The following is a 20,867-nucleotide window of genomic DNA, read 5'->3' on the forward strand; positions in this document are numbered from 1 at the left end:
ATCGTATCGCTCATTTTAATCGAAAATCTGCGCTAAATATTGCTAGCGTTACGGACTAAATGTAACATTCTGCGCAACGCATTATGATGTAAGCAATGAGCATAAACAAAAGGTAGCCTGCATCAGATGATTCACGCTGCCTGCTGGTGTTAACCGTTGTCAGGTGAATGTCAGTTAAATATCACTCTGAATGGTTGCTCATCATATCGTTAGTCTGCTTTGAGGTGGATGCCCGAAAATCATTGCCTGCAGCCTTTGTTAGCCAACTTATTATAAACACGGAAAGTTTTACGCAGTACATTACACACACATCAGGTTCACTAAAAACCGGCCCAATAAAAGGCGTTATACCTCTGTTGTGTTACGCATGTTGAGGTGTCCTGATAAAAATCCTTACTACTTAAGTACCTCTGAATATTATGATTTATGACTGTTTTTTGTACTACGATGAAGATATCTTGCTTGAGATGCGTCTGAACACGCTTGAGCATGTTGTTGATCGGTTTGTCATTGTGGAATCGCGCTATACCTTTACCGGAATACGCCGGGAAAAGCTTCATTTTGATATTGAGAAGTTCGATCGTTTCCGCGATAAAATTATTTATATTGTTAACGATATTGCGCCCAGATTTTATCAGGAAGCCTTTAAATCGAATAGTTCTGTGGTTAATGCGGGTGAGACAGATCCCTGGGAAAATGAAGCCACTGCACGTAATCAGATTATGCAGGGGCTGGCCGGCGCGCAGGATGATGATATTGTTATTGTGTCAGACGTCGATGAAATTCCCCGACCCGAGGCGATAAAAGCATTCAGTCATCAACATCTTTGCACGACGCTGCATCAGCAATATTTCAATTTTAAATTTAATGTCCGGGTTTTAAATGACGACGGCACACCGCGCTGTGCCACACTGGCGAAAATGGTGACCTGTAAAACGCTGCGAGACTTTTTTATGGGGCGACCGGAATTGCTTCGCAATGTTAAGCGTCGTGGTACACCGATACGCGAGAACTGGTGGCACTGGAAGTGGCTGAATTTCCGGACAAAAACCGTTAAGAATGCAGGGTGGCATTTTTCCTGGGTAATGAGCGATGAGCGCATCAGTGAAAAAATGTCTTCGATTTCTCATACCGAACGTAACTGCCCCGAATTTAACAATCCGGATCATATACGGCGCTGCGTTGAGAACAATATTGATATCTGGAACCGTCCGCGAAGGATGGAGATAGTGCCGGTGACATCCGAACATTTTCCAGCCTGGCTGGTTGAAAATCAGCACCAGCTTGCCGATCTCATTAAATCTTAACGCTGACCAGCGCGCCCAGCGGGCGCGCCTCTCGCACATCAGCTTGCTTTGTAAGGATCTTTTTTGTCATCCTGGCTGTCATCATTTTTGCGCGGCACTTCGCCATGATCTTTCGGTGCATCAGTGGCGGGATGATCATCTTCCTCGTAAGCATTACCAGCGTTTGGCGCGGCTTCGGGCAGGCTTTTGCTGACATCACCTTCTTTCTTACGTTCTTCATTCGTATTGTGTTTAAACATAACTCTCTCCTTTTATTCCAGTCTCTTAAGTTTAGACCAGCACTGACATCCCGCATGCGCAGCGGATTAAAGAAGAAAAAAAAGCCCGCCAGCGGCGGGCTAATCGGAGTTTCTCTCATACTGAACACGTCATTTTTCGATGTTTGGGTGTGTACAGCAGGTTCATGCTAACCGGGAATCCCTGATGCAGTAATGGACAAACCTGTCATGTCGCTTGCGGCAGGTCACATTCCCGTCGATAAACAGATCGATAAATAAATTCGATTGAACGGATTAGCAAAAGGCATATAGTGTCCTGCGTTACCAGGAGATAGAAATTATGTTAAGAGACTATTTAAAGATTGAAGCTGAAGATCAGTTAATCGAACAACGCTCGCTGAGCCTGAAAAATCGTGGTCAGGAAGAGGTCACCGAATGGATTATTGTAAATAGCCAGGGAGTTAAAAAAGGCGGCGTAACCCTGTTCGATAAACTCAGTACCCGCCGCTCATGGCCCGTCAATTATCGCATTATGCAGACCGATCTGCAGGGCAAAGTGGTAGTAGATCAACTGACCGATGCCCTGTAACTGTCCGGTTATAAACTCAGCCACTGTTGTACGATGAAAAGTGAACCCGCGCACGGCGGGTTTTTTTATGGCTGGCGGTAGCGTCGCAGTTCCACCAGCGTACCAATCAGCTTCAGGCTGTCCCGGCTGGATTGCAGCTCAGGGAAGTTGATATTGACCGGTGCCAGTTCAAACTGCATGACGCCATTATCACTGCCGCGCTGACGCCAGGTGCGTAGCAGCACGACCTGTTGCTGCAATGCCAGCACGCAGTCGCCGGGCTGAGGTGACTGCGTGGGATCGATGATCACCACATCATTCCGCAGAATCGCGGGCGTCATCGCCTGTTCTTCCACCCGGAAGGCAAAGCTCTGCTGTGAAAGCGCCATGTCGTTGTGCATCAGCAGTTCATGCCGGACGGAACCGGCCTCGCTCAGCCATCGCGGCACGTCGCGCTGTGCAAGCAGTGGGATCTGGTGCAGACCACTCCAGGCGCTTTCGCTGAAAACAGGACCATCCCCATCTATCAGAAAAGCCGGTGCGCAGCCCAGCGCTTCAGCGAGCCGCAGCAGGTTCTCACCGCGCGGCAGCGTCTCCTCTTTTTCCCATTGCGAAATCGCCACATGGGACACTTTTACCTGTTGCGCCAATTGCTTCTGCGTTAACTGCAGCGATTTACGTCGGAGTCGGATGCGGTCACCCAGCGTTTCGTTTTTCATAAGCTTGACTTTTTGGTTGAGAGTGACTTAAGTATACTTAAGCCTGGTATTTAAGCAATCTTAAATTTCATGCGGGGGACGTGGCTAAGCAGCACGCAGTAAGTTCCAGAGACCTTACCGTACAAAGGGGTGTGGCATGGAAAGTAGTCTGATTACCAGTATGGGTGCGTTAGTTCTGGGTGGGGGGGCAGCAGCACTGTTCTGGAAACCGTTATTGGCGGGAATTGCGTCAATCGTAACCAGTAATCGAGCCGGCGGCGAAATTATTACCAGCTACAAAGAGCAGGTGGTGTTGCTGAAAGAGAGCAACCTGCTGATACGGGAGGAGAACGATGAATTACGCGAACGGCACGACAGGAATCTGCGGCGTATCTCGACACTCGAAACCGATCTTCGGTTAATCAAGAATGCGGTAGGGATTTTACTGGCAATGACCGAAACCGATCAGAACGATAAATTTCGTAATGAGATTGATCGGCTTATCTCAACTCTGGAGGATCGCAGTGATGGCCACGATTAATAGCACTAAGGCACCTATGTCTTACCGGCGCAAAGTTATCCTCGGCTGCGTATTGCTGAGCTGTTCGATGATTTGCATCCTGATGACGATCATTTTTCTCTACGTCAGTAACACCGCAAACAAGCGGGTCGAGGAGATTCGGGCGGATTACCGCTTAATTGCGGCGCGGCGTGATGACAGAGTGGAGCTGCTGACCGATCAGGTTGCAGCAATACAGCACAAGCTGGATGCAATACCGGATCGCATAGCCGACAAAACGGTCATAAAAGTCAAAGAGGTCGTCACTGAGAGTGAGGTGCCAGCCGTGAAATCCGGTCATAAACCATAACTTCCGATTATTCTTAATGCGGCTTCGCTATTATCGACTAGTTTTAAATATCCGGGCAACATTTTGTACCTGAATGCAGGCCCGCTGATTGGCCGGTTGATGAACCGCTAAGCCTACTCACTTTGGATAGATGACCAGAAGGAAATTTAGCATGAGCGATTCAACAGAAACCAAGACCAAAACTGAATATCTGCGTGACGTGACTTCTCAGCTAAAAGAGATGCGTCACTATGCTCAGACCAACACCGAAACCCTTTCCAGCCAATGGTTAGCGTTTGATGCGGGTGAGTATAAAGACAAGACCAACGCCGACCGAATCGATGCGTTGCTGAATAAGCAGGGTAAACTGCTGGAAGATCTGGATGCCGCGATTCAGGACATCGAGATTGAAGTTAATCACAGCGAGCAGGAGAGCTAAGTCATCTCCCGCTAACTGATGTGGTGGCCGTTAAGGGATTAATCGGCCACCAGCCACATTTCCGCTTCGTCGAACATCTCTTCAACAATCCGCGCAACCGTCGCTTTATCGTTTTTACTCAAATCAGTATCAATCGCGTTACGTTCCATGGGCTTGACCTTAACTTCAATGTCAGGAAACACCCGATGCACCCGCTTTTCCAGCTCCTCACGAATCATCTCGCGAGCACCCGGTAAACCGGCAACGTTGCGCTTGTCATAAATCAACTCAACAAACATGATGGCAATCCATTCAGGGCAAAATCGCTGACATATAATACTGTAAATAAAAACAGTAGCAAGGCAGCGCGCCTGATTTCGTGTAAATTTTTATCTCGCATAAACCTCAATCTTCGACTAGCAAAATGCGCACGCATCGCGACATAATGGCGGCTTACTTTTAGGAGGTCCGCGATGCGACAACTGGTAATTGATATTCTGCTAAAACTGGCAAAGATGGACGTCGATGCAAAAGAGTTGACGGCGCAGCTTGAAGCGCAGTCCCTGCTGGTTGCGGCGCTGCTGGTGCAGGCGAAACAGGACAACTCGCTGACTATTTCAGAAACGGTGCAGGATGCCATTGTTACCGCTTCGCAATCTTCGACCGAGTTTCTGCAGTCTGATGTGGATCTGCTGCTGACGCATATTAATCGTCTGCTGGCGGTAGCGAGTTATGTTGAAGTAAAGGGTAAAGCGACGGAAGGTGAAGGGTAGGGGCGGATAAAAAAATTCGCCTCTGGAGGTGGAATTTAGACAACACCTGCAGAGGCAGTGCATCAGCACTATTCGTTAAAGGACAATCACGACCTGAGTCGCACGCCGAAGTTATACACTTTCCCCCGGTTAGTACAACTTTATCTGCAGTGCCGGAACTGGTTGGAGGTGTTTGAAAAATGCAACTTCAACGCGGCCCTGATTAGAGCTCGTTTTTGATGCAAAACTCTTCCCAGCTCATCCCCAGTGACTCAGCATGAGATTTGAGATAAGTCTCGATAGCCTCAGCCGCCACCGCTTTATCCGGCTCAGCGAGCTGAATAGAAAAGATCATTCCATCCAGATTTTTCTGCCGCAAAAAGGCCGCATAGATGCGCTCGGCATGCCATTCGCGCAGCTGTCGCAGTGACAGGTTAGCTGCACGGGCGTCGCTCTCTGTTAATTCATCAAGTGCAGACTGAAAGTCGGGATGCGCGGTAAAAAACATCTCGCGCGCCTGGGCATAGTAGGCTTCTGGCGTTTTCATATTCATATTCCTGAAAGTCTGTTGCAGCGCGTCAGTGTAGCGGGTTGTCTTCCGCTTGTCAGGCGTGACAAAGGCGGGGCTTTGCATCAGTTCAGCCTCTGAACTTCCGGTCAAAAACCTGACCGTGAGCCTCGCTGCGGGTTAAATTCTGGCGCAATCAGGGTCTGCGTGGTGTTTGAACACCCAGATACCTTGCGCAACGCGGTGGAAAAATTATAACGTAGCCGCCATTGATGGGATCTTAGGGATTAAACATGAAAAAGTGGATGCTGATTGCCGCGCTGGCACTGAGTGGCTGTGCACAAATCAACGATTATGAAAATGCGGTGCAAACGCCGGCGCCCGCTGATCTGCAGGGAACCTGGCAAACCGTCGGTCCACAGAGCAGCCTGATCAGCGATAAGGCGATAGCCAGTGTGATCATCAATGCGGATGGCAGCACGCTGGACTGCCGTCAGTGGATGCGGGTGATTGCGAAGCCGGGCAAACTGACCCGGTTAAGCGGCGATTATGTCAACGTAACGCGTCAGGTGCGGGTGATGCCGCTGGTCGTGGAGAATGGCGAGCTGAGCTATGACAGGATGACTCTGCGTAAAGTGGCGCGTCCGACCGTTGAGTGTCAGCAGGCGCTGGAAGAAGTGGCGAAACAGCCGAAAGCCGCCGTGATTCAGAACATCGAACCGCAACTGCTGCGCACACCGATTACAGAAAACAACGCGAAGTCATAACAGCCGGACCATAACAAAACCGCCCCGACGGGCAGAGCGCACTTCACGCTTCTGTCTGCCGGGGCGGTTTTAGTTTTGAGTCATTTCTTCGGCAACGAGCTTATTCTGCAACCACCCAGACGCTGACACTGCCACCGTTACAGACAAAGACCGCCGTGCCGTGCTCGTCGGCAGTAATGGTCTCTTCCCGATTCCCCAGATGATCGCGCCAGACCTTACCGGCAAAACCTTCACCCATCGGCACGCTTTTCTCACCGGCATCGCCGTTCGACATGATCACCACACAGCCTGGCTGTGTTTCGGTGCCGCTGCGGCTGAAGGCCACGCAGTTTGGGTGATCAAAATAGTCGGTCTGCACGCCCCAGCCATACTGCTGGCGCGCCCGGATCAATCCTTCCAGTTCAGGGATCACCGGCATGTCAATTTTGTGCTTCTCGCCGTCGCCGCCTTCATCTTCATAGGTCGCCCCGAACAGATCGGGATAGAAGATGGTAGGCACACCCTGCTCACGCAACAGGATCAGCGCATAGGCCAGCGGTTTAAACCAGGCTTCTACCGGCGCTTCCAGCGACTGCAGCGGCTGGGTGTCGTGGTTAGCCACGATCGTCACGGCATGCCACGGATCAGCAACCACCAGCGAGTTAGCAAAAATCTGGCTCATGTCGTAGGCGCTGCCCGCGGTTGAGGCCTGGTGGAAGTTCATGTGCAGTGGCGCATCAAACAGCATGGTTTTGCCTTCCACCTGATGCACATACTCCTGCAGCTTCTCCGTTTCAAACGACCAGTATTCCGCGACGATAAACATCGGCTCCTCAGCAACCTCCTGAATATGGTCAATCCACTCTTTGTAGAACCAGGCCGGGATATGTTTTACCGCATCCAGACGAAAGCCGGTGCAGGGCACCTGTTCCATCACCCAGCGCGCCCAGTATTTCAGCTCTTCCCTGACCGCGTTGTTGCGGAAATCGATGTTGGCGCCCATCAGATAGTCGAAATTACCCAGTTCGTTATCAACCTGGTCATTCCAGCCTTCGGCGGTGTAGTCATTGATGATTTTGAATACGCCGTTTTCGTCCGGATTTTCGATGTGGTCTACGCCGCTAAAGCATTTGTGGTCCCAGACAAATTTCGAAAACTCCCCGGCGCGTGCCGGAAACGTAAATTTCGTCCAGGCCTCGCACCCGACCACTTCGTCGTAGATTTCATCGCGGTTATCGGGATTGACGCGGTTAACGCTGATCGCCTCTTTCTCGTCGGCACCCATTTTGTGGTTCAGCACCACATCCAGCAGTACCCCAACGTTGTGGCTGCGCAGGGCTTCTGTCGCCGCCAGTAATTGCTGTTTGTCGCCATATTTGGTGGCAACACCGCCTTTCTGATCAAATTCACCCAGGTCAAACAGATCGTAGCTGTCGTAACCAACAGAATAGCCACCCGAATCCCCTTTGTAGCACGGTGGCAACCACGCCATAGTGATACCGATTTCGCTGAGCCAGGCCGCACGATCGGCCACTTCCGGCCACAGTTTGCTGCCATCCGGGTAATACCAATGGAAAAACTGTAATAACGTTGGGTTTTGCATGTACCACACTCCATGGGATGATGAAAATCAAGTATGGAGTAAGCGGCAAAAAAGAGACGCCGCGCAGAAAAATAAATCTGGCGGCGTGACAGAGCAGGGGATCAGGAGAGGGTTTCGTGCGGCACCATAACTACGCCGCCTTGATTGCTATAAGCGGACATCACCGATTTCTGCCTGCTGTTCTGACCCACCAGTGAGGCCAGCTCATCCATCCGCGCCTGCAGCAGACGTTTCACTTCACATTCGTTATCGAGAATACGGCGCAGCACCGGACGTAACTGCTCCTGAGTCTGTGCCGACGGCGACACGGCTTCTGTCGATTGGGCTAAATTCTGCACCGCACTAACATACTCCATCTCCCTGCTGATCAATTCATCCCATTCGCCTTGTGCTGCATGACGCAGCATTCCCTGGCTGAGATCGAGTAACTGTTGGTAAACGGTAATCAGATGCGGTGCAGTAGTCATTAAACGGCGTCCTGAATCAGGTTAGGTTGAACCACTTCTTTCCACGCGTCAGCAATGTTGCGCAGCAGGCCTTCGACCTCCTCGACCGCTGTAACATCATTGTTCAGGTTGGCATGCAACAGGCGACGCGTCATGTAGTTGTAAAGATCCAGCAGATTATCGGCCAGCTCATCACCACGGTTTTCAGTCAGGCCCTCTTTCAGGCCGGCTTCGATAATATTGATCGCTTTGGAGATGGAGTTGCCTTTGCCTTCAATATTGCCATCCTGCATAAACAGACGAGCGCGGATTAACGCGCTCAGTGCACCGTCGAACAGCATCACAACCAGCTGCTGCTGGCTGGCGCTCATCACGGCGCTTTCTACGCCAATTTTTGCATAGGCTTTGGTGCCTGTAGCGCTGTACATGGTCACTCCTGTTATTTTTTAGACGAATCGGACGTGTCGAACTGCTGCGTCAGATAGGTGCTGGTCGAGTTGAGTTTACTGATGGCCATATCCAGCTGAGTAAATTGCGTTTTATAGCGTGCGATATCGGCATCAATACGATCGCTGGTGGTGTTATAGAGGGTGGTTAACCTATTCAGTGTTTTACTCACGCCATCGGTGGCGGACTGAATAATCCCTTTAGTAGCCAGCCAGTCAGTCAGCTTGCTGTCGATTTTAGCGGCGATACCGGTTTTACCGTCACCTACGATCATCGCTTTCACGCCCGCAGCATCTTTATCCAGTGCGCTGCTCAGCTTGGTCGAATCCAGTTTTAATGAACCGGTGGTGGGATCGGTGGTGACACCAATCTGACTCAGTGATTTAAAGGTAGATGTGCTCTGCGAATTAGTGAGCATGCTTTTCAGCTGCGTCTCAATCGTCCGTAACGTACTGTCACCCAGCAGGGCACCATTACTGGAGTCCTGTGCATCGCTGTTGGTATCCACTTTGGTGAATTTGGTCAGGGTATTGAACTGATCCAGCAACGTATTGTAGGCATCCACCCAGGCACTGATGGCGCTGGAGGATTTTGAGGTGTCTTTGGTAATCGTCAGCGTCTGATCGCCAACCGTCTGCGCGGTCAGATTTAAAGTAATCCCTTCCAGCGCATCGCTAATCTGATTGCTGCTGTTTTCAATCGCAACATTGTTGACCGTCAGTTTGGCATTCTGCGCAGCGACGCTCTGGGTCATCACGTTGCTGCTGGCGCTGGCGTCAAAGCCCACAATCCCCTGTAGCGTGCTGTCACCAGTGACGGCGATGGTTGCCACCGCATTGTCGCTGCCGGTTTTATTGGCGCTCATTGAGAGGCGGAAGCTGCCGTCTGATACCTTAATGATGCTGGCGGTGACGCCGGCATTGGCGCCGTTGATGGCGTCACGCATGCCGGTCAGCGAAGTCTGATCGCTGGAGAGCGTTACGCTTTTGCTGGTGCCATCTTTTAAGGTAATCGCGATGCTGCGGCTGGCCACGGAGCTGTCGCCCAGCGCGGCGGTGTTGCTACTCTGTACTCCTGAGGTCAGTACCTGCGCCTGTGCCAGCTGCGTGACGTTAATGGCATATTTACCGGCCACGGTGCTGCCAGAAGTGGTCGCGCTGAACGCTGTGGAGCTACTGGCCGCAGTCGTAGCGGTAAACAGGTCAGCACTGTTCAGCTTGGTATTAGCAGCCTGGAAAGTTGTCAGTGAACTTTTCAGGGTGGCGTAAGCACTGAGCTTGGCCGTATAAGCTGTCTGCTGAGTAGAAATAGGTTTGAGTGAAGCTTTTTCAGCGGTGGTCAAACTGTCAAGCATGGTACTGAGTGGCAGGCCGGAACCCACACCGAGGTTGCTTATACTAGCCATATTAATTCCTTTATAAGGTCGACAGAAAATTGATACCTGGGTTATCGGCCTTGAATAAGGAAAGTTTAAGGTTATTTGCCTTAGGGTAATGAGGTAAATAAGCACTATAGAGAAGGGTAATTCAGCGGCTAGAAAATTAATGAATTAAGCCTAAAGAAGTTCGGGCGGGTGGCGATAACTTAAAACGTGACAGGTTGAAGCAGAAAAATTCGCCTGGTACTAAAAAAATTCTAAAGGTTGTTAAACGGCAGACGATAACAACTTTGACGGCGCTGAAGCCGGCGGGTTGAAGCCCACACCTTAACCGAAAGACTTGATTAACAGGAAAATTCATCATGGCCCAAGTCATTAATACCAACAGCCTCTCGCTGATCACTCAGAACAACATCAACAAGAACCAGTCAGCTCTGTCTACTTCAATGGAGCGTCTGTCTTCTGGTTTACGTATCAACAGCGCGAAAGATGACGCTGCTGGTCAGGCAATTGCCAACCGTTTCACCTCTAACATCAAGGGCCTGACTCAGGCTGCTCGTAACGCTAACGACGGTATCTCTGCTGCGCAGACTACTGAAGGCGCACTGTCAGAAATCAACAACAACTTACAGCGTGTTCGTGAACTGACTGTACAGGCTTCAAGCGGTACCAACTCAGCTTCTGACAAATCTTCAATCCAGGACGAAATCAAATCCCGTCTGAGCGAAATCGACCGCGTATCTGGTCAGACTCAGTTCAACGGCGTGAACGTGCTGGCTAAAGATGGCTCAATGAAAATTCAGGTTGGCGCTAACGATGGCGAAACTATCACCATCGACCTGAAGAAAATTGACTCTTCTACGCTGAAACTGAACACTTTCAACGTGAATGGTCCACAGGGTACACCTACTGCTGCTGCAGCTGCTGACTTCCAGAGCGTTTACGGTTCTACCAGTAACGTATCTAAAGCCACTGTTGCAGAAGGTACTGCTAACAGCCTGGCGACTCGTCTGGGTGTTGCTAACGCAAACGTCACTGTTACTGCAGACAAAGTGTATAAAGATGACAACGGCAACCTGTTCGCTAAAGTTAACGTGAAATCAGCCAGCGATGCAGAGACCAACAGCCTGAAAGCGAACGGTTTTGACATTGCTAACGGTGCAAACCAGGACTTCTACGTTGCAGTTGATGCGAAGGCTGCAGTAACGACTGCTGGTGGCGATACCGCTGCGTTCACACTGGATACGGCTAACATGAGCCTGTCTAACGTGACCTCGGGTTCAACTTCTGATCCACTGAAAAAGCTGGACGAAGCGATTGCCAGCGTTGATAAGTTCCGTTCTTCACTGGGTGCGATTCAGAACCGTCTGAACTCAGCCGTGACTAACCTGAACAACACCACCACTAACCTGTCTGCAGCACAGTCTCGTATTCAGGATGCTGACTACGCAACTGAAGTTTCAAACATGTCTAAAGCGCAGATCGTACAGCAGGCTGGTAACTCAGTGTTGGCTAAAGCTAACCAGGTTCCACAGCAGGTTCTGTCTCTGCTGCAGGGCTAATCACCCAACTTATAAAAGACAAACCCCGCTTCGGCGGGGTTTTTTTTATGCCTGCGATTAGCCTGTTTTTGCCCTGTTTCTCTGCCAATCAATCTCCCCGCGTTACTTTATCCTCACAGTAAGACTCTTTTTTAAATGCCTTTGTTGAGCAGGTAAATAATGAAAAATATTACTGTCGTGGAACCGCTCTTTGTCAGCGCCTTCAAATGTATTGGCAGTGAGTGTCGCGATCACTGCTGTAAGGGCTGGGATATCCATCTGGATAAGCCCACGGTCAATCGCTATTTAAAATCCTCGCTGATTGAAATCAAAACGCTGGCAGTTGAAAACATCACCACCACCCGCAAAAGCTTTGCCAGTTGGGGAACTATGAAGCTTAATGCTTCTGGCAACTGTGCATTTATGGATGAAAATCGCCTGTGCAAAGTGCATTCCCGGCTGGGTGCTGCCGCACTGAGCAACACCTGTGCGACCTATCCCCGAGCGGCGAACACCTTTAAATATGAACAGCAAAAAACGTTGGCGCTCTCCTGTCCGGAGGCGACCCGGCAATTATTAGCCTCACCTGACGCGATGCTGTTCGGGGAGAGCATCAGGCAACAACCTTATGGCAATAAAGCTAAAGATCTCGATCAGCAAAAGAAATTGCTGAATCTGATGTGTCTTAACATCATTAAATTCAGCGGCATTCATCTTGATGAAGGGTTTTACGCGCTGGCCAGCTTTCTGCTGGGCGCAGAAAGAGTAAGCCCTGAAGAAGACTGGCTGGTCCAGATGGAGCATCATTTTTCTGATGTACTCAACAACCTGACACAGGGTGAAATCAGGCTGCAGCTTGACCAGGTTAAACCTGACTATAACCTGCAATGGTCTTTACTGTTGAGATTGCAAAGCTGGTTCAGCACCATGGCCGATAAGCGCGCCTTTCCTACCCTGAATCACTACGTTAATAAGCTGATTTACATTCAGGCCGAAGGGGCCAAAACCGATGACGTCAGTCAGCCAATGATCCGGCTGGACAACGTCTGGCAGAAGCAGGTTATGCCCTGGCTTGCTGAACGGCCATGGATAATGAATAACTATATTCAGTACCGCATTTATGATGATTTCTTCCCTAATAACGAAAATCGCAGCCCGTTACTGAGCTTATATCTTCTGACGGCAGAATGGTTCCTGCTTAAATCACTGATTGCGGCCAATGTTGAGTTGGTCGGAACCGTCAGTGAAGAGGATATTATTAATATCATCTACAGCTACCACTCAATAACAAAACATACGCCACAATCGGTGATGGCGTTTCTGGCCGAGATTGATAAGGTCAAGGTCAATGACGATTTGTCGCTGATTTATCTGCTTAAATGATCTGAGGCGATGTAGCTTCGCATCATCGGCATCGCCCATTTGTTCCTGATAACTACGGGCGGGCATTAGCTAATCGCTAAAAGAATTGCGGCTGGTGTGCTGGCTTATTTTTATGCCAGCAGCTCCAGGCAATGCAACGCAATTTAACACCCGCTTCCTTCAAACCGGTTTCCTGACCACAACCTTGCAGGCTGCCTGTCTCTCAATCCCAGGCAATCCCCCCAGCCCGTTACAGTTCCCCCCCAGACTGCCGATAACTCCTCACAGAACAACATCATTTTTGATTTTAACTTTGTGGAGTGTCTATGCGCTTCAATTATGACCTGTTACCGGGTGAGCGGCTGACCTTTGAAGAGATCGCCCGGCGTTATGCTCTGCAATACCCTGATGATAAAGAGCTGACGGCGCGCGCCTTGCTGAGTCCGTCAACCGGGCTGCGCACGCTGAAAATCCGCGCGGTGTTCGCGCAGGAAGAGAGCAACAGCCCGCTGGAGGATCTGCTGTTCATCTCCCATGACAACGAACGTAAAAATTACCTGCGTCGCTTTGAGCACTACCTTAAGCAGAATCTCTCCTTCCTCTATTTCCGTCGCAGCGATAGCGAGAAGCGCGACAACCTGTGGAAAGTGATGGGCAGCAGCCAGGTCTTCGCGATGATCGATCCCCAATCCGCCACGGCACAGAATCTGCTGAACAGTCGCGGCTACAAACTGGTGCTGATGCATCAGGATGATGAAGACGCTTACTGGCAGCTCTTCAATCCACAGGCGGATCCCTGTTTTCCGCAGTCGCAGCGCATTCAGTTCATCGTGGTGCTGAGTACGCCGCAGCACAAAGTTCCGGCGGCGGTGATGCCGGGAACTGAGGTCGGGCGTCGTGTTAAAGCCCGGGTGCTGCAGCGCGCCAGCCAGGCGGAATTCAGCGCCGGTGTCAAAGCCCGCTACGGCGCCTGTGTGATGACCGGCACCGAGCTGACCGAACGGCATAACTGGCCATGGGTGGAAGCCTGCCATATAGACACGCAGGAAGGGGATGACGGTGTACTGGCAGATAACAGCATCGATAACGGCCTGTTTTTACGCAGTGATTTGCAGCGGCTGTTTATTAACCGACTGATTAGCATTGATGGTGAATCGGGCGAGATTCTGGTGCATCCTGGCGAGGAGGCACAGCAGCATCTTGCGCCCTGGTATCAGGAACTGGAAGGTCGCGTCTGCAGCCTGTGGGCGGCAGTGCCGCCCGCCACCCGGCAACGGCTGCGTGCCCGTCGTTAATCTTCACTGAAGAGTGCAGAAGGATCTGCACTCTGAGGTAACAAAAATGAAATAGCCTCGTTTTACCCCGCCTATTCAGCCAATCGAAAACGCTACAGAATTGGATAATCATGCCGATAACTTCATTAACGCAGGGTAGTCAACGTGAACGATTTCTATACCGCCGAAGGCGTGATGGACAAGCATTCGCTCTGGCAGCGCTACGTGCCGCTGGTGCGCCATGAAGCGTTGCGTCTGCAGGTTCGCCTGCCGGCCAGTGTTGAGCTTGACGACTTGCTGCAGGCGGGTGGGATAGGGCTGTTAAATGCCGTAGAGCGTTATGACGCGCTCCAGGGTACAGCCTTTACCACCTATGCCGTGCAGCGTATTCGTGGCGCCATGCTCGACGAGCTTCGTAGTCGGGACTGGGCACCGCGCAGTGTGCGTCGTAATGCACGCGAGGTGGCCGGAGCAATGCACAGAGTGGAACAGTCGCTGGGGCGTTCTGCCTCTGAGCAGGAAGTGGCGCAGCAGCTGAATGTTTCCATGGAGGAGTACCGGCAGATCCTGCTGGACACCAACAACAGTCAACTTTTCTCCTACGACGAGTATCGGGAAGAGCACGGCGACAGCGCGGAGCTGGTGACGGAAGGCCATGAAGAGGCTAATCCGCTTCATCAGTTGCTTGAAGGGAGTCTGCGTGAGCGCGTCATTGAAGCGATCGAAGCGTTACCCGATCGTGAAAAGATGGTGCTGACACTGTACTACCAGGAAGAACTGAACCTGAAAGAGATTGGGGCGGTGCTTGATGTGGGGGAATCCCGTGTCAGCCAGCTGCACAGTCAGGCGATTAAACGCCTGCGTGCCCGACTTGCGGGAGCGCGCTAGCAGTATCAGTTCCTGGCGATTCAAAATTATAAAAAACCGGGGACTCAGTAATGGGAGCCAAGACCAAGGCCAGACCGTTAAGTCGTTATCTTAAAGACTATAAACACAGCCAGAGCAACTGTTCACACTGTGGCAAGGTATTAGATCGAATGGCGCTCGTTTTTCGTGGCCAGATCATCAATAAAGAGGCCATCGCTCGGATGGACCAGATGATTGATGAGCAGCTGTGGCTGAAACTTCAGCCCGAACTGACCGCGCTTTGTCGTTTTTGCAGTGATATTTTTTGTAATACCCATCCTAATTACTTCGACATAATGGCGTTTAAACAGTATTTGTTTGAACAGACAGAGATGAGCCCCAGCACGATTCGTGAATATGTGGTGCGGCTGCGTCGTCTGGATGAGATGCTGAAAGCCAGAAATTTCCCGGCCGACAGGCTTCAGGGAAATAGCTGGCATCAGTGTCTGGAAAGCGATCTGCCCGATGCCGGTAATAACAATTACCGCATCGCGCTGCGCAAGTACGATCAGTTCTTAGGCTGGCAGCAGGGTTAACCCTGATCTGCACCGATTGCTCCCCCGCGTGCCTGCGGCACGTTCCCCTTTTGCCCGCCAGCCGGGTAAAAGGGAAGGGGGAGCACGGCGCTTCTTTCTCCTGCAACTTTTACTGCGCATCTGCCTCACCGCATCTGCTGACACCTGAATCAGGGTGATCCTTTTCGCATCTTCTGCAACACTGTAAGGATAAATTGAATGCCCGAACGGAGGCAGCATTGTCTTTACATCTGTTACACCAATTCCCACGTCTTGAACTGCTGGGCGCACCCACGCCGTTAGAACATCTGCCACGGCTCTCTGACTACCTGGGTCGCGATATTTTTATTAAACGCGATGATTTCACGCCGTTGGCGATGGGCGGCAATAAGCTGCGCAAGCTGGAATTTCTGGCGGCGGACGCGCTGCGTGAAGGCGCCGATGTGCTGCTGACCGCGGGCGCAATCCAGTCCAATCATGTGCGTCAGACGGCGGCAGTCGCGGCCCGGCTTGGCCTGAAGTGCGTGGCATTGCTGGAAAACCCGATTGGCACCCACGCTGAAAATTACCTGAGCAACGGCAACCGTCTGTTACTGGATCTGATGGACGCTGAAGTGGTCATGGTGGATGCGCTGAATAACCCTGCGGAACAGCTGGCTGAACAGGCCACGCGTCTGGAAGCCCAGGGTTATCGTCCTTACATCGTGCCGGTCGGCGGCTCAAATGCGCTGGGTGCACTAGGCTATGTAGAGTGCGCGCAGGAGATTGCTCATCAGAGCGAGGGTGTGGTCGATTTCGCCGCCGTGGTCGTGGCCTCGGGCAGTGCTGGTACCCATGCCGGACTGGCGGTGGGTCTGGAGCATCTGCTGCCGGAGACCGAGCTGGTGGGCGTTACCGTTTCACGCCAGGTTGAGGCGCAGTTGCCGCTGGTGGAGCGGCTGCGTCAGTCGCTGGCGGAAACGCTGGAAGTGCAGGCTAAGGCACCGATTACCCTGTGGGATGACTACTTTGCGCCACGCTACGGCGAACCCAATGATGAAGGCATGGCTGCGGTGAAACTGCTGGCGCGGCTGGAAGGGATCCTGCTGGACCCGGTCTACACCGGCAAGGCAATGGCCGGACTGCTGGATGGCGTGAGCCAGAATCGTTTCCGCCGTGAAGGTCCGCTGCTGTTTATTCATACGGGCGGCGCACCGGCGTTATTTGCTTATCATCCTTCGGTCTGAGACAAGCGAATAAAACAGTTTATACTCCGTGGGTTATCCTACTGGACTGGCAGCGACAAGCCGTGCTGCCCTTATAAGAACACACACACAATACTGTCAATAATGGGGTGAATATGTCCTTTTCTCGTGCAGGTCGTCAGATGATGATGGGCGTCATGGCCGTGGCGCTGATTGCTGGCGTCAACGTTAAAACCTTTGCAGCGGAAAATCTGCTGAACAAAATTAAAGAGCGCGGCACGCTGCTGGTGGGTCTGGAAGGCACCTATCCGCCATTCAGCTTCCAGGATGAAAAGGGCAAGCTGACCGGCTTTGAAGTGGAATTCGCGGAACAGCTGGCACAGCACATGGGCGTCAAGGCGAGCCTGAAACCGACCAAATGGGACGGCATGCTGGCCTCACTCGACGCGAAGCGCATCGATGTGGTCATCAACCAGGTCACCATCTCTGATGAGCGTAAGAAGAAGTATGACTTCTCCACGCCATACACGGTCTCCGGCATTCAGGCGCTGACCATGAAAGCCAATGCAAACACCATCACCAAACCTGCTGATCTGGCCGGTAAAAAAGTGGGCGTCGGTCTGGGCACCAACTACGAGCAGTGGCTGCGTGAGAATGTGAAGGGCGTGGACATCCGTACCTATGATGATGACCCGACGAAATATCAGGATCTGCGCTCTGGCCGTCTGAATGCCATTCTGGTTGACCGTCTGGCCGCGCTGGATCTGGTGAAGAAAACGGGCGATACCATGGCGGTCGCGGGCGATGCGTTCTCTCGTCAGGAATCGGGCGTGGCGGTACGTAAAGGCAACGACGACCTGCTGAAAGCGATCGACCAGGCCATTGCTGACATGCAGAAAGATGGCTCGCTGAGCAAGCTGTCTCAGAAATGGTTTGGCGCGGACGTGACGAAATAATGCAGGAAAGTCTTCAACTGGTGCTGGATTCAGCACCTTTTTTATTAAAAGGCGCGCTGTTTACGCTGCAGCTCAGCATCGGCGGCATGTTCTTTGGCCTGCTGCTGGGCTTTATTCTGGCGCTGATGCGTCTTTCGCGCTTCTGGCCGGTTCGCTGGCTGGCGCGGATCTATGTCTCGATCTTTCGTGGCACGCCGCTGATCGCCCAGCTGTTTATGATCTATTACGGCCTGCCGCAGTTTGGCATTGAACTGGATCCGATCCCCTCCGCGATGATTGGTCTTTCCCTGAATACCGCAGCCTATGCCTCAGAGTCACTGCGTGGCGCGATTTCATCGATTGAGCGCGGGCAGTGGGAAGCGGCGGCAAGTATCGGCATGACGCGCTGGCAAACCCTGCGCCGGGTGATCCTGCCACAGGCAGCCCGCACCGCGCTGCCCCCGCTGGGCAACAGCTTTATCAGCCTGGTGAAAGATACCTCGCTGGCGGCGACCATTCAGGTGCCGGAGCTGTTCCGTCAGGCGCAGTTGATCACCTCACGCACGCTGGAAGTCTTTACCATGTATCTGGCAGCCTCGCTGATCTACTGGGTGATGGCAACGGTGTTATCTGCGTTGCAGAACCGGCTGGAACAGCATGTTAATCGTCAGGATTCGGAGTCGAAATGAGCGCCATCGAAGTCAGAAAGCTGGTGAAGTCTTTTAACGGCCAGACGGTGCTGCACGACATCGACCTTGATGTGGCCGCCGGTGAAGTGGTGGCCATTATCGGCCCCAGCGGATCAGGTAAAACCACGCTGCTGCGCAGTATCAATCTGCTGGAAGTGCCGGATAGCGGCACCATCCGGGTCGGAGAGATTACCGTTGATGCGGCGCTGGCACAGAGTAAGCAGAAAGAGCAGGTGCGTCGTCTGCGCCAGCAGGTCGGATTTGTCTTCCAGAACTTCAATCTGTTTCCGCATCGTTCAGTGATGGAGAACATTATTGAAGGGCCGGTTATCGTCAAAGGCGAAGCGAAAGCGGATGCGGTAGCCCGCGCCCGCACGCTGCTGGAGAAGGTCGGGCTGCACGGCAAAGAAGAGAGCTATCCGCGCCGTCTGTCGGGCGGGCAGCAACAGCGCGTGGCGATTGCGCGTGCGCTGGCGATGCGGCCGGAAGTGATCCTGTTTGATGAACCGACCTCGGCGCTGGATCCGGAGCTGGTTGGCGAGGTGCTCAGCACTATTCGCGCGCTGGCCGAAGAGAAACGCACCATGGTCATCGTCACGCATGAGATGAGCTTTGCCCGCGATGTGGCTGACCGCGCCATTTTTATGGATCAGGGGCGGATTGTGGAGCAGGGCGAAGCGAAAGCGTTGTTCAGTAACCCTCAGCAGCCGCGCACCCGTCAGTTCCTTGATAAATTTCTGAATCAGTAATCCAAACTGCCTTCCCCGGAAGGCAGTTTTAACCCGTTTAAAACCCTCATTTTTTTAGCTGCAAATGGCTAAGGTCACGCTATTAGCAGGCGCAGTATCATAAATAACTCTGCCGCTGTTAAACCTTTTGGCACATCTGACAAATCTTTTCTTTTCATCGGGAATATATTGGCTTTTCCCGTTGCCACTTTCTCTTAATTATATTTTCTGGATTATGAAGCAATATTATCCTTTAAACAGGCTGCGGCACTGCTAATTAGTGTGTTGCGTCGATATTAATAAGTGTAAGGAAACGTTCTGATGAGTAAATAACTGTGGTAACAGGGCCACTCAGCGGCTTTTAAGAGTTTCGCTACATTCATCACCGGTTCAATGGCGAATAATTGCCGGATAATCATAAAAGCAATACTGATTTCCTCGCTTTTACTTTCCAGCATTCTGACCTACACAGCAGGAGTCATTGAATGAACCAGACTAAGTCAGATCAGATATTGTGGGTAGATACCCTGAAGGGCGCCTGCATATTACTGGTGGTCCTGTACCACACAGTTTTACCCGGCTTTGAAGGGACGATGAAATATCTCTCTGCCGGATGGATCCCCGCCGAAATATGGATACAGTTTAATACGGTACTGTCGCCGCTGCGTATGCCCGCCTTTTTCTTCGTCTCGGGATTGCTGGCGACCAATGGCATTCTGAACCGGCCATGGAAGCAGGTATTTACCAGTCGCATCACCAATCTTTTTTATCTCTATATTCTGTGGGGGTTTATTCAGTGGTGGTCAATTATCGGTATCTCTACTGAAATTACCGGCCAGCGTATTTCGCAGAATCTTAATGCCGCCTATGCGGGTTCGCTATTCGAGTTTCTCAAGCTGACCTTTATGGCCATGAGTACCTCGTGGTATCTGTATGGGCTGGGACTCTATTTCCTCTGTGCCAAAGTTTTCCGTCAATATAAGCTGGCCCTGGTGGCGGTGGCGATCCTGCTGAATTATCTGGCGGCAGAAAAAGTGATCCCGTTCTGGGGACCACAGAGCCTGGCCCAATATTTTGTGTTCTTCCTGTTAGGGGCATTCTGGAGCCAGACGATGCTGCGCCTGAGTGAATGGCGGCGTGAGAATCTGATGCCCTGGGCGCTACTGGCGGCAGCCGCCGGGATTCATGTTCTATTCGGTCTGGATAAGAGTCTGTTCCTGTGTGTACTGGCGGTGTTATTCAGTATCGCGGCCTGTCGCTGGCTGAATCAGCACTTCAGCATGCGCTATCTCAACTGGGTTGGCCGCAATACGCTGCAGATTTACGTCATCCACCGTATTTTTATCGAGTTCTTTGGTATGTCTGCGATTCTGTTCGCGCAGCGGCATCATCTGTTCGAGCAGGCGTGGTTTTCGTTTCTCTGGGCCTGTTTCTATCCGGTGGCCATCGTGGGTCTCTGCTCGCTCTGTTCAGTGGCAATCTGGTCGCTGACCAATCGCGGAGTCGGGCAGTCGCTGTTTGTGTTCCCGACGTTAATGAAAAGGGCGCCTGGCGGCGCGAGCGGTGGGTAAGTTACGCTTAGCAGCGGGGAAGTTACGCTTTGCAGCGGGCTTGCACTGAGCGGGTTACACTCGGCAGGGGTTCGGGAGTTTCAGGCCACTTAACCGCAGGTTAGCACTGAGCGGGTTTCGCCCGCCAGGCGTATGGGAGTTTCAGATTGCCTGTGCAGGCGGATGCGTCAAGGGGCGGACGCCCGCCCCTTAACAATCCCGGCGTCCGGCTGCCTGCGCGCCCCG

At 52.0% G+C, this 20,867-nt stretch carries 25 protein-coding genes; 17 read left to right on the top strand and 8 right to left on the bottom strand.

From position 1 onward, the window contains the following. Nucleotides 1-419: 419 nt before the first annotated feature. The gene (locus tag ACX8ZY_RS08375; protein ID WP_421665354.1) at nucleotides 420-1,307 is read left to right on the top strand and encodes a glycosyltransferase family 17 protein; all 888 of its coding nucleotides are present in this window, start codon (nucleotides 420-422) and stop codon (nucleotides 1,305-1,307) included. A gap of 38 nt (nucleotides 1,308-1,345) precedes the next feature. Here ACX8ZY_RS08375 and ACX8ZY_RS08380 read toward each other — a convergent pair whose 3' ends face one another. Continuing rightward, on the bottom strand, nucleotides 1,346-1,546 hold the full coding sequence (locus ACX8ZY_RS08380; RefSeq protein ID WP_010247636.1) for a hypothetical protein: 201 nt from the start codon (nucleotides 1,544-1,546) through the stop codon (nucleotides 1,346-1,348). A 319-nt stretch (nucleotides 1,547-1,865) separates the two neighbouring features. On the opposite strand from ACX8ZY_RS08380, the gene ACX8ZY_RS08385 reads away from it, so the two are divergent. Further along, entirely contained in the window at nucleotides 1,866-2,114 is a 249-nt protein-coding gene (locus tag ACX8ZY_RS08385; RefSeq protein ID WP_010247633.1) for a hypothetical protein, read from the top strand. Between the two features lie 65 nt (nucleotides 2,115-2,179). Here ACX8ZY_RS08385 and ACX8ZY_RS08390 read toward each other — a convergent pair whose 3' ends face one another. Further along, on the bottom strand, nucleotides 2,180-2,812 hold the full coding sequence (locus tag ACX8ZY_RS08390) for a helix-turn-helix domain-containing protein (protein ID WP_010670839.1): 633 nt from the start codon (nucleotides 2,810-2,812) through the stop codon (nucleotides 2,180-2,182). 136 nt (nucleotides 2,813-2,948) lie between these two features. On the opposite strand from ACX8ZY_RS08390, the gene ACX8ZY_RS08395 reads away from it, so the two are divergent. From ACX8ZY_RS08395 to ACX8ZY_RS08405, 3 genes are all read left to right on the top strand, one after another. Then, on the top strand, nucleotides 2,949-3,332 hold the full coding sequence (locus tag ACX8ZY_RS08395; RefSeq protein ID WP_010247627.1) for a hypothetical protein: 384 nt from the start codon (nucleotides 2,949-2,951) through the stop codon (nucleotides 3,330-3,332). Continuing rightward, nucleotides 3,319-3,660, top strand: coding sequence for a hypothetical protein (locus tag ACX8ZY_RS08400; protein WP_010670838.1), 342 nt, complete (start codon nucleotides 3,319-3,321; stop codon nucleotides 3,658-3,660). Before ACX8ZY_RS08395 ends, ACX8ZY_RS08400 begins: the two co-directional genes overlap by 14 nt. 151 nt (nucleotides 3,661-3,811) lie before the next feature. Then, nucleotides 3,812-4,078, top strand: coding sequence for a hypothetical protein (locus ACX8ZY_RS08405; RefSeq protein ID WP_010670837.1), 267 nt, complete (start codon nucleotides 3,812-3,814; stop codon nucleotides 4,076-4,078). A gap of 38 nt (nucleotides 4,079-4,116) precedes the next feature. Here ACX8ZY_RS08405 and ACX8ZY_RS08410 read toward each other — a convergent pair whose 3' ends face one another. After that, nucleotides 4,117-4,356, bottom strand: a complete 240-nt coding sequence (locus tag ACX8ZY_RS08410; protein ID WP_003854508.1) for a DinI-like family protein — start codon at nucleotides 4,354-4,356, stop codon at nucleotides 4,117-4,119. 174 nt (nucleotides 4,357-4,530) lie between these two features. On the opposite strand from ACX8ZY_RS08410, the gene iraP reads away from it, so the two are divergent. After that, a complete protein-coding gene (iraP, locus tag ACX8ZY_RS08415) occupies nucleotides 4,531-4,830 on the top strand; it encodes an anti-adapter protein IraP (protein ID WP_010247621.1) in 300 nt (99 codons plus the stop codon). Between the two features lie 202 nt (nucleotides 4,831-5,032). Here the strand turns inward: iraP and ACX8ZY_RS08420 are convergent, their stop codons facing one another. Beyond that, a complete protein-coding gene (locus ACX8ZY_RS08420; RefSeq protein ID WP_008926858.1) occupies nucleotides 5,033-5,356 on the bottom strand; it encodes a DUF6388 family protein in 324 nt (107 codons plus the stop codon). 254 nt (nucleotides 5,357-5,610) lie between these two features. Here ACX8ZY_RS08420 and yedD point away from each other — a divergent pair, with 254 nt between their 5' ends. After that, nucleotides 5,611-6,084, top strand: a complete 474-nt coding sequence (yedD, locus tag ACX8ZY_RS08425; protein WP_010247616.1) for a lipoprotein YedD — start codon at nucleotides 5,611-5,613, stop codon at nucleotides 6,082-6,084. A 100-nt stretch (nucleotides 6,085-6,184) separates the two neighbouring features. Here yedD and amyA read toward each other — a convergent pair whose 3' ends face one another. The 4 genes from amyA to fliD all read right to left on the bottom strand — a co-directional run bounded on the left by amyA (nucleotide 6,185) and on the right by fliD (nucleotide 9,964). Then, nucleotides 6,185-7,666, bottom strand: coding sequence for an alpha-amylase (amyA, locus tag ACX8ZY_RS08430; RefSeq protein WP_421665355.1), 1,482 nt, complete (start codon nucleotides 7,664-7,666; stop codon nucleotides 6,185-6,187). 101 nt (nucleotides 7,667-7,767) lie between these two features. Next, a complete protein-coding gene (fliT, locus tag ACX8ZY_RS08435; protein ID WP_010247612.1) occupies nucleotides 7,768-8,133 on the bottom strand; it encodes a flagella biosynthesis regulatory protein FliT in 366 nt (121 codons plus the stop codon). Beyond that, nucleotides 8,133-8,540, bottom strand: a complete 408-nt coding sequence (fliS, locus tag ACX8ZY_RS08440; RefSeq protein WP_033787599.1) for a flagellar export chaperone FliS — start codon at nucleotides 8,538-8,540, stop codon at nucleotides 8,133-8,135. Before fliS ends, fliT begins: the two co-directional genes overlap by 1 nt. A gap of 11 nt (nucleotides 8,541-8,551) precedes the next feature. Beyond that, nucleotides 8,552-9,964 (bottom strand): flagellar filament capping protein FliD, encoded by a 1,413-nt coding sequence (fliD, locus tag ACX8ZY_RS08445; protein WP_421665356.1) that lies wholly within the window; start codon nucleotides 9,962-9,964, stop codon nucleotides 8,552-8,554. Between the two features lie 335 nt (nucleotides 9,965-10,299). Between fliD and ACX8ZY_RS08450 the strand changes: the two genes are divergently transcribed. The 10 genes from ACX8ZY_RS08450 (at nucleotide 10,300) to ACX8ZY_RS08495 (ending at nucleotide 20,642) form a co-directional block, all read left to right on the top strand. Then, nucleotides 10,300-11,499 carry a FliC/FljB family flagellin gene (locus ACX8ZY_RS08450; RefSeq protein ID WP_137227759.1) on the top strand — a complete coding sequence of 400 codons (1,200 nt, stop codon included), beginning with the start codon at nucleotides 10,300-10,302 and terminating at the stop codon, nucleotides 11,497-11,499. Nucleotides 11,500-11,658: 159 nt separating this feature from the next. Continuing rightward, nucleotides 11,659-12,861, top strand: a complete 1,203-nt coding sequence (gene fliB, locus ACX8ZY_RS08455; protein WP_022625487.1) for a flagellin lysine-N-methylase — start codon at nucleotides 11,659-11,661, stop codon at nucleotides 12,859-12,861. Between the two features lie 305 nt (nucleotides 12,862-13,166). Then, complete coding sequence (locus tag ACX8ZY_RS08460; RefSeq protein ID WP_010247595.1) at nucleotides 13,167-14,135, top strand: HNH endonuclease signature motif containing protein; 969 nt, start codon at nucleotides 13,167-13,169, stop codon at nucleotides 14,133-14,135. Nucleotides 14,136-14,279: 144 nt separating this feature from the next. Beyond that, nucleotides 14,280-15,002 carry an RNA polymerase sigma factor FliA gene (locus tag ACX8ZY_RS08465; protein WP_003854529.1) on the top strand — a complete coding sequence of 241 codons (723 nt, stop codon included), beginning with the start codon at nucleotides 14,280-14,282 and terminating at the stop codon, nucleotides 15,000-15,002. Nucleotides 15,003-15,052: 50 nt separating this feature from the next. Further along, complete coding sequence (fliZ, locus tag ACX8ZY_RS08470) at nucleotides 15,053-15,556, top strand: flagella biosynthesis regulatory protein FliZ (protein WP_010247591.1); 504 nt, start codon at nucleotides 15,053-15,055, stop codon at nucleotides 15,554-15,556. A 218-nt stretch (nucleotides 15,557-15,774) separates the two neighbouring features. Further along, nucleotides 15,775-16,761: a D-cysteine desulfhydrase gene (locus ACX8ZY_RS08475; RefSeq protein ID WP_346541909.1), complete on the top strand. Its 987-nt coding sequence runs from the start codon at nucleotides 15,775-15,777 to the stop codon at nucleotides 16,759-16,761. Between the two features lie 113 nt (nucleotides 16,762-16,874). Next, a complete protein-coding gene (gene tcyJ / locus ACX8ZY_RS08480) occupies nucleotides 16,875-17,675 on the top strand; it encodes a cystine ABC transporter substrate-binding protein (RefSeq protein ID WP_010247584.1) in 801 nt (266 codons plus the stop codon). Further along, entirely contained in the window at nucleotides 17,675-18,343 is a 669-nt protein-coding gene (gene tcyL / locus ACX8ZY_RS08485; protein ID WP_003854540.1) for a cystine ABC transporter permease, read from the top strand. Before tcyJ ends, tcyL begins: the two co-directional genes overlap by 1 nt. Beyond that, a complete protein-coding gene (tcyN, locus tag ACX8ZY_RS08490; protein WP_010247571.1) occupies nucleotides 18,340-19,092 on the top strand; it encodes an L-cystine ABC transporter ATP-binding protein TcyN in 753 nt (250 codons plus the stop codon). Before tcyL ends, tcyN begins: the two co-directional genes overlap by 4 nt. A gap of 464 nt (nucleotides 19,093-19,556) precedes the next feature. Next, a complete protein-coding gene (locus tag ACX8ZY_RS08495) occupies nucleotides 19,557-20,642 on the top strand; it encodes an acyltransferase family protein (RefSeq protein WP_010247569.1) in 1,086 nt (361 codons plus the stop codon). The last annotated feature ends 225 nt before the right edge of the window (nucleotides 20,643-20,867 follow it).

It is taken from the genome of Pantoea sp. XAF26B01_ASV70 (assembly GCF_054512635.1).

Bases quoted from the DNA above. Each gene is read 5' to 3' on its own strand.
- tcyL (WP_003854540.1), top strand. From the start codon at position 17,675: ATGCAGGAAAGTCTTCAACTGGTGCTGGATTCAGCACCTTTTTTATTA.
- fliS (WP_033787599.1), bottom strand. From the start codon at position 8,540: ATGTACAGCGCTACAGGCACCAAAGCCTATGCAAAAATTGGCGTAGAA.
- fliT (WP_010247612.1), bottom strand. From the start codon at position 8,133: ATGACTACTGCACCGCATCTGATTACCGTTTACCAACAGTTACTCGAT.
- tcyJ (WP_010247584.1), top strand. From the start codon at position 16,875: ATGTCCTTTTCTCGTGCAGGTCGTCAGATGATGATGGGCGTCATGGCC.
- yedD (WP_010247616.1), top strand. From the start codon at position 5,611: ATGAAAAAGTGGATGCTGATTGCCGCGCTGGCACTGAGTGGCTGTGCA.
- ACX8ZY_RS08460 (WP_010247595.1), top strand. From the start codon at position 13,167: ATGCGCTTCAATTATGACCTGTTACCGGGTGAGCGGCTGACCTTTGAA.
- ACX8ZY_RS08400 (WP_010670838.1), top strand. From the start codon at position 3,319: ATGGCCACGATTAATAGCACTAAGGCACCTATGTCTTACCGGCGCAAA.
- ACX8ZY_RS08385 (WP_010247633.1), top strand. From the start codon at position 1,866: ATGTTAAGAGACTATTTAAAGATTGAAGCTGAAGATCAGTTAATCGAA.
- fliB (WP_022625487.1), top strand. From the start codon at position 11,659: ATGAAAAATATTACTGTCGTGGAACCGCTCTTTGTCAGCGCCTTCAAA.
- ACX8ZY_RS08405 (WP_010670837.1), top strand. From the start codon at position 3,812: ATGAGCGATTCAACAGAAACCAAGACCAAAACTGAATATCTGCGTGAC.
- ACX8ZY_RS08390 (WP_010670839.1), bottom strand. From the start codon at position 2,812: ATGAAAAACGAAACGCTGGGTGACCGCATCCGACTCCGACGTAAATCG.
- ACX8ZY_RS08380 (WP_010247636.1), bottom strand. From the start codon at position 1,546: ATGTTTAAACACAATACGAATGAAGAACGTAAGAAAGAAGGTGATGTC.
- ACX8ZY_RS08375 (WP_421665354.1), top strand. From the start codon at position 420: ATGATTTATGACTGTTTTTTGTACTACGATGAAGATATCTTGCTTGAG.
- ACX8ZY_RS08420 (WP_008926858.1), bottom strand. From the start codon at position 5,356: ATGAAAACGCCAGAAGCCTACTATGCCCAGGCGCGCGAGATGTTTTTT.
- ACX8ZY_RS08410 (WP_003854508.1), bottom strand. From the start codon at position 4,356: ATGTTTGTTGAGTTGATTTATGACAAGCGCAACGTTGCCGGTTTACCG.
- fliD (WP_421665356.1), bottom strand. From the start codon at position 9,964: ATGGCTAGTATAAGCAACCTCGGTGTGGGTTCCGGCCTGCCACTCAGT.
- ACX8ZY_RS08395 (WP_010247627.1), top strand. From the start codon at position 2,949: ATGGAAAGTAGTCTGATTACCAGTATGGGTGCGTTAGTTCTGGGTGGG.
- tcyN (WP_010247571.1), top strand. From the start codon at position 18,340: ATGAGCGCCATCGAAGTCAGAAAGCTGGTGAAGTCTTTTAACGGCCAG.
- ACX8ZY_RS08450 (WP_137227759.1), top strand. From the start codon at position 10,300: ATGGCCCAAGTCATTAATACCAACAGCCTCTCGCTGATCACTCAGAAC.
- iraP (WP_010247621.1), top strand. From the start codon at position 4,531: ATGCGACAACTGGTAATTGATATTCTGCTAAAACTGGCAAAGATGGAC.
- fliZ (WP_010247591.1), top strand. From the start codon at position 15,053: ATGGGAGCCAAGACCAAGGCCAGACCGTTAAGTCGTTATCTTAAAGAC.
- amyA (WP_421665355.1), bottom strand. From the start codon at position 7,666: ATGCAAAACCCAACGTTATTACAGTTTTTCCATTGGTATTACCCGGAT.
- ACX8ZY_RS08495 (WP_010247569.1), top strand. From the start codon at position 19,557: ATGAACCAGACTAAGTCAGATCAGATATTGTGGGTAGATACCCTGAAG.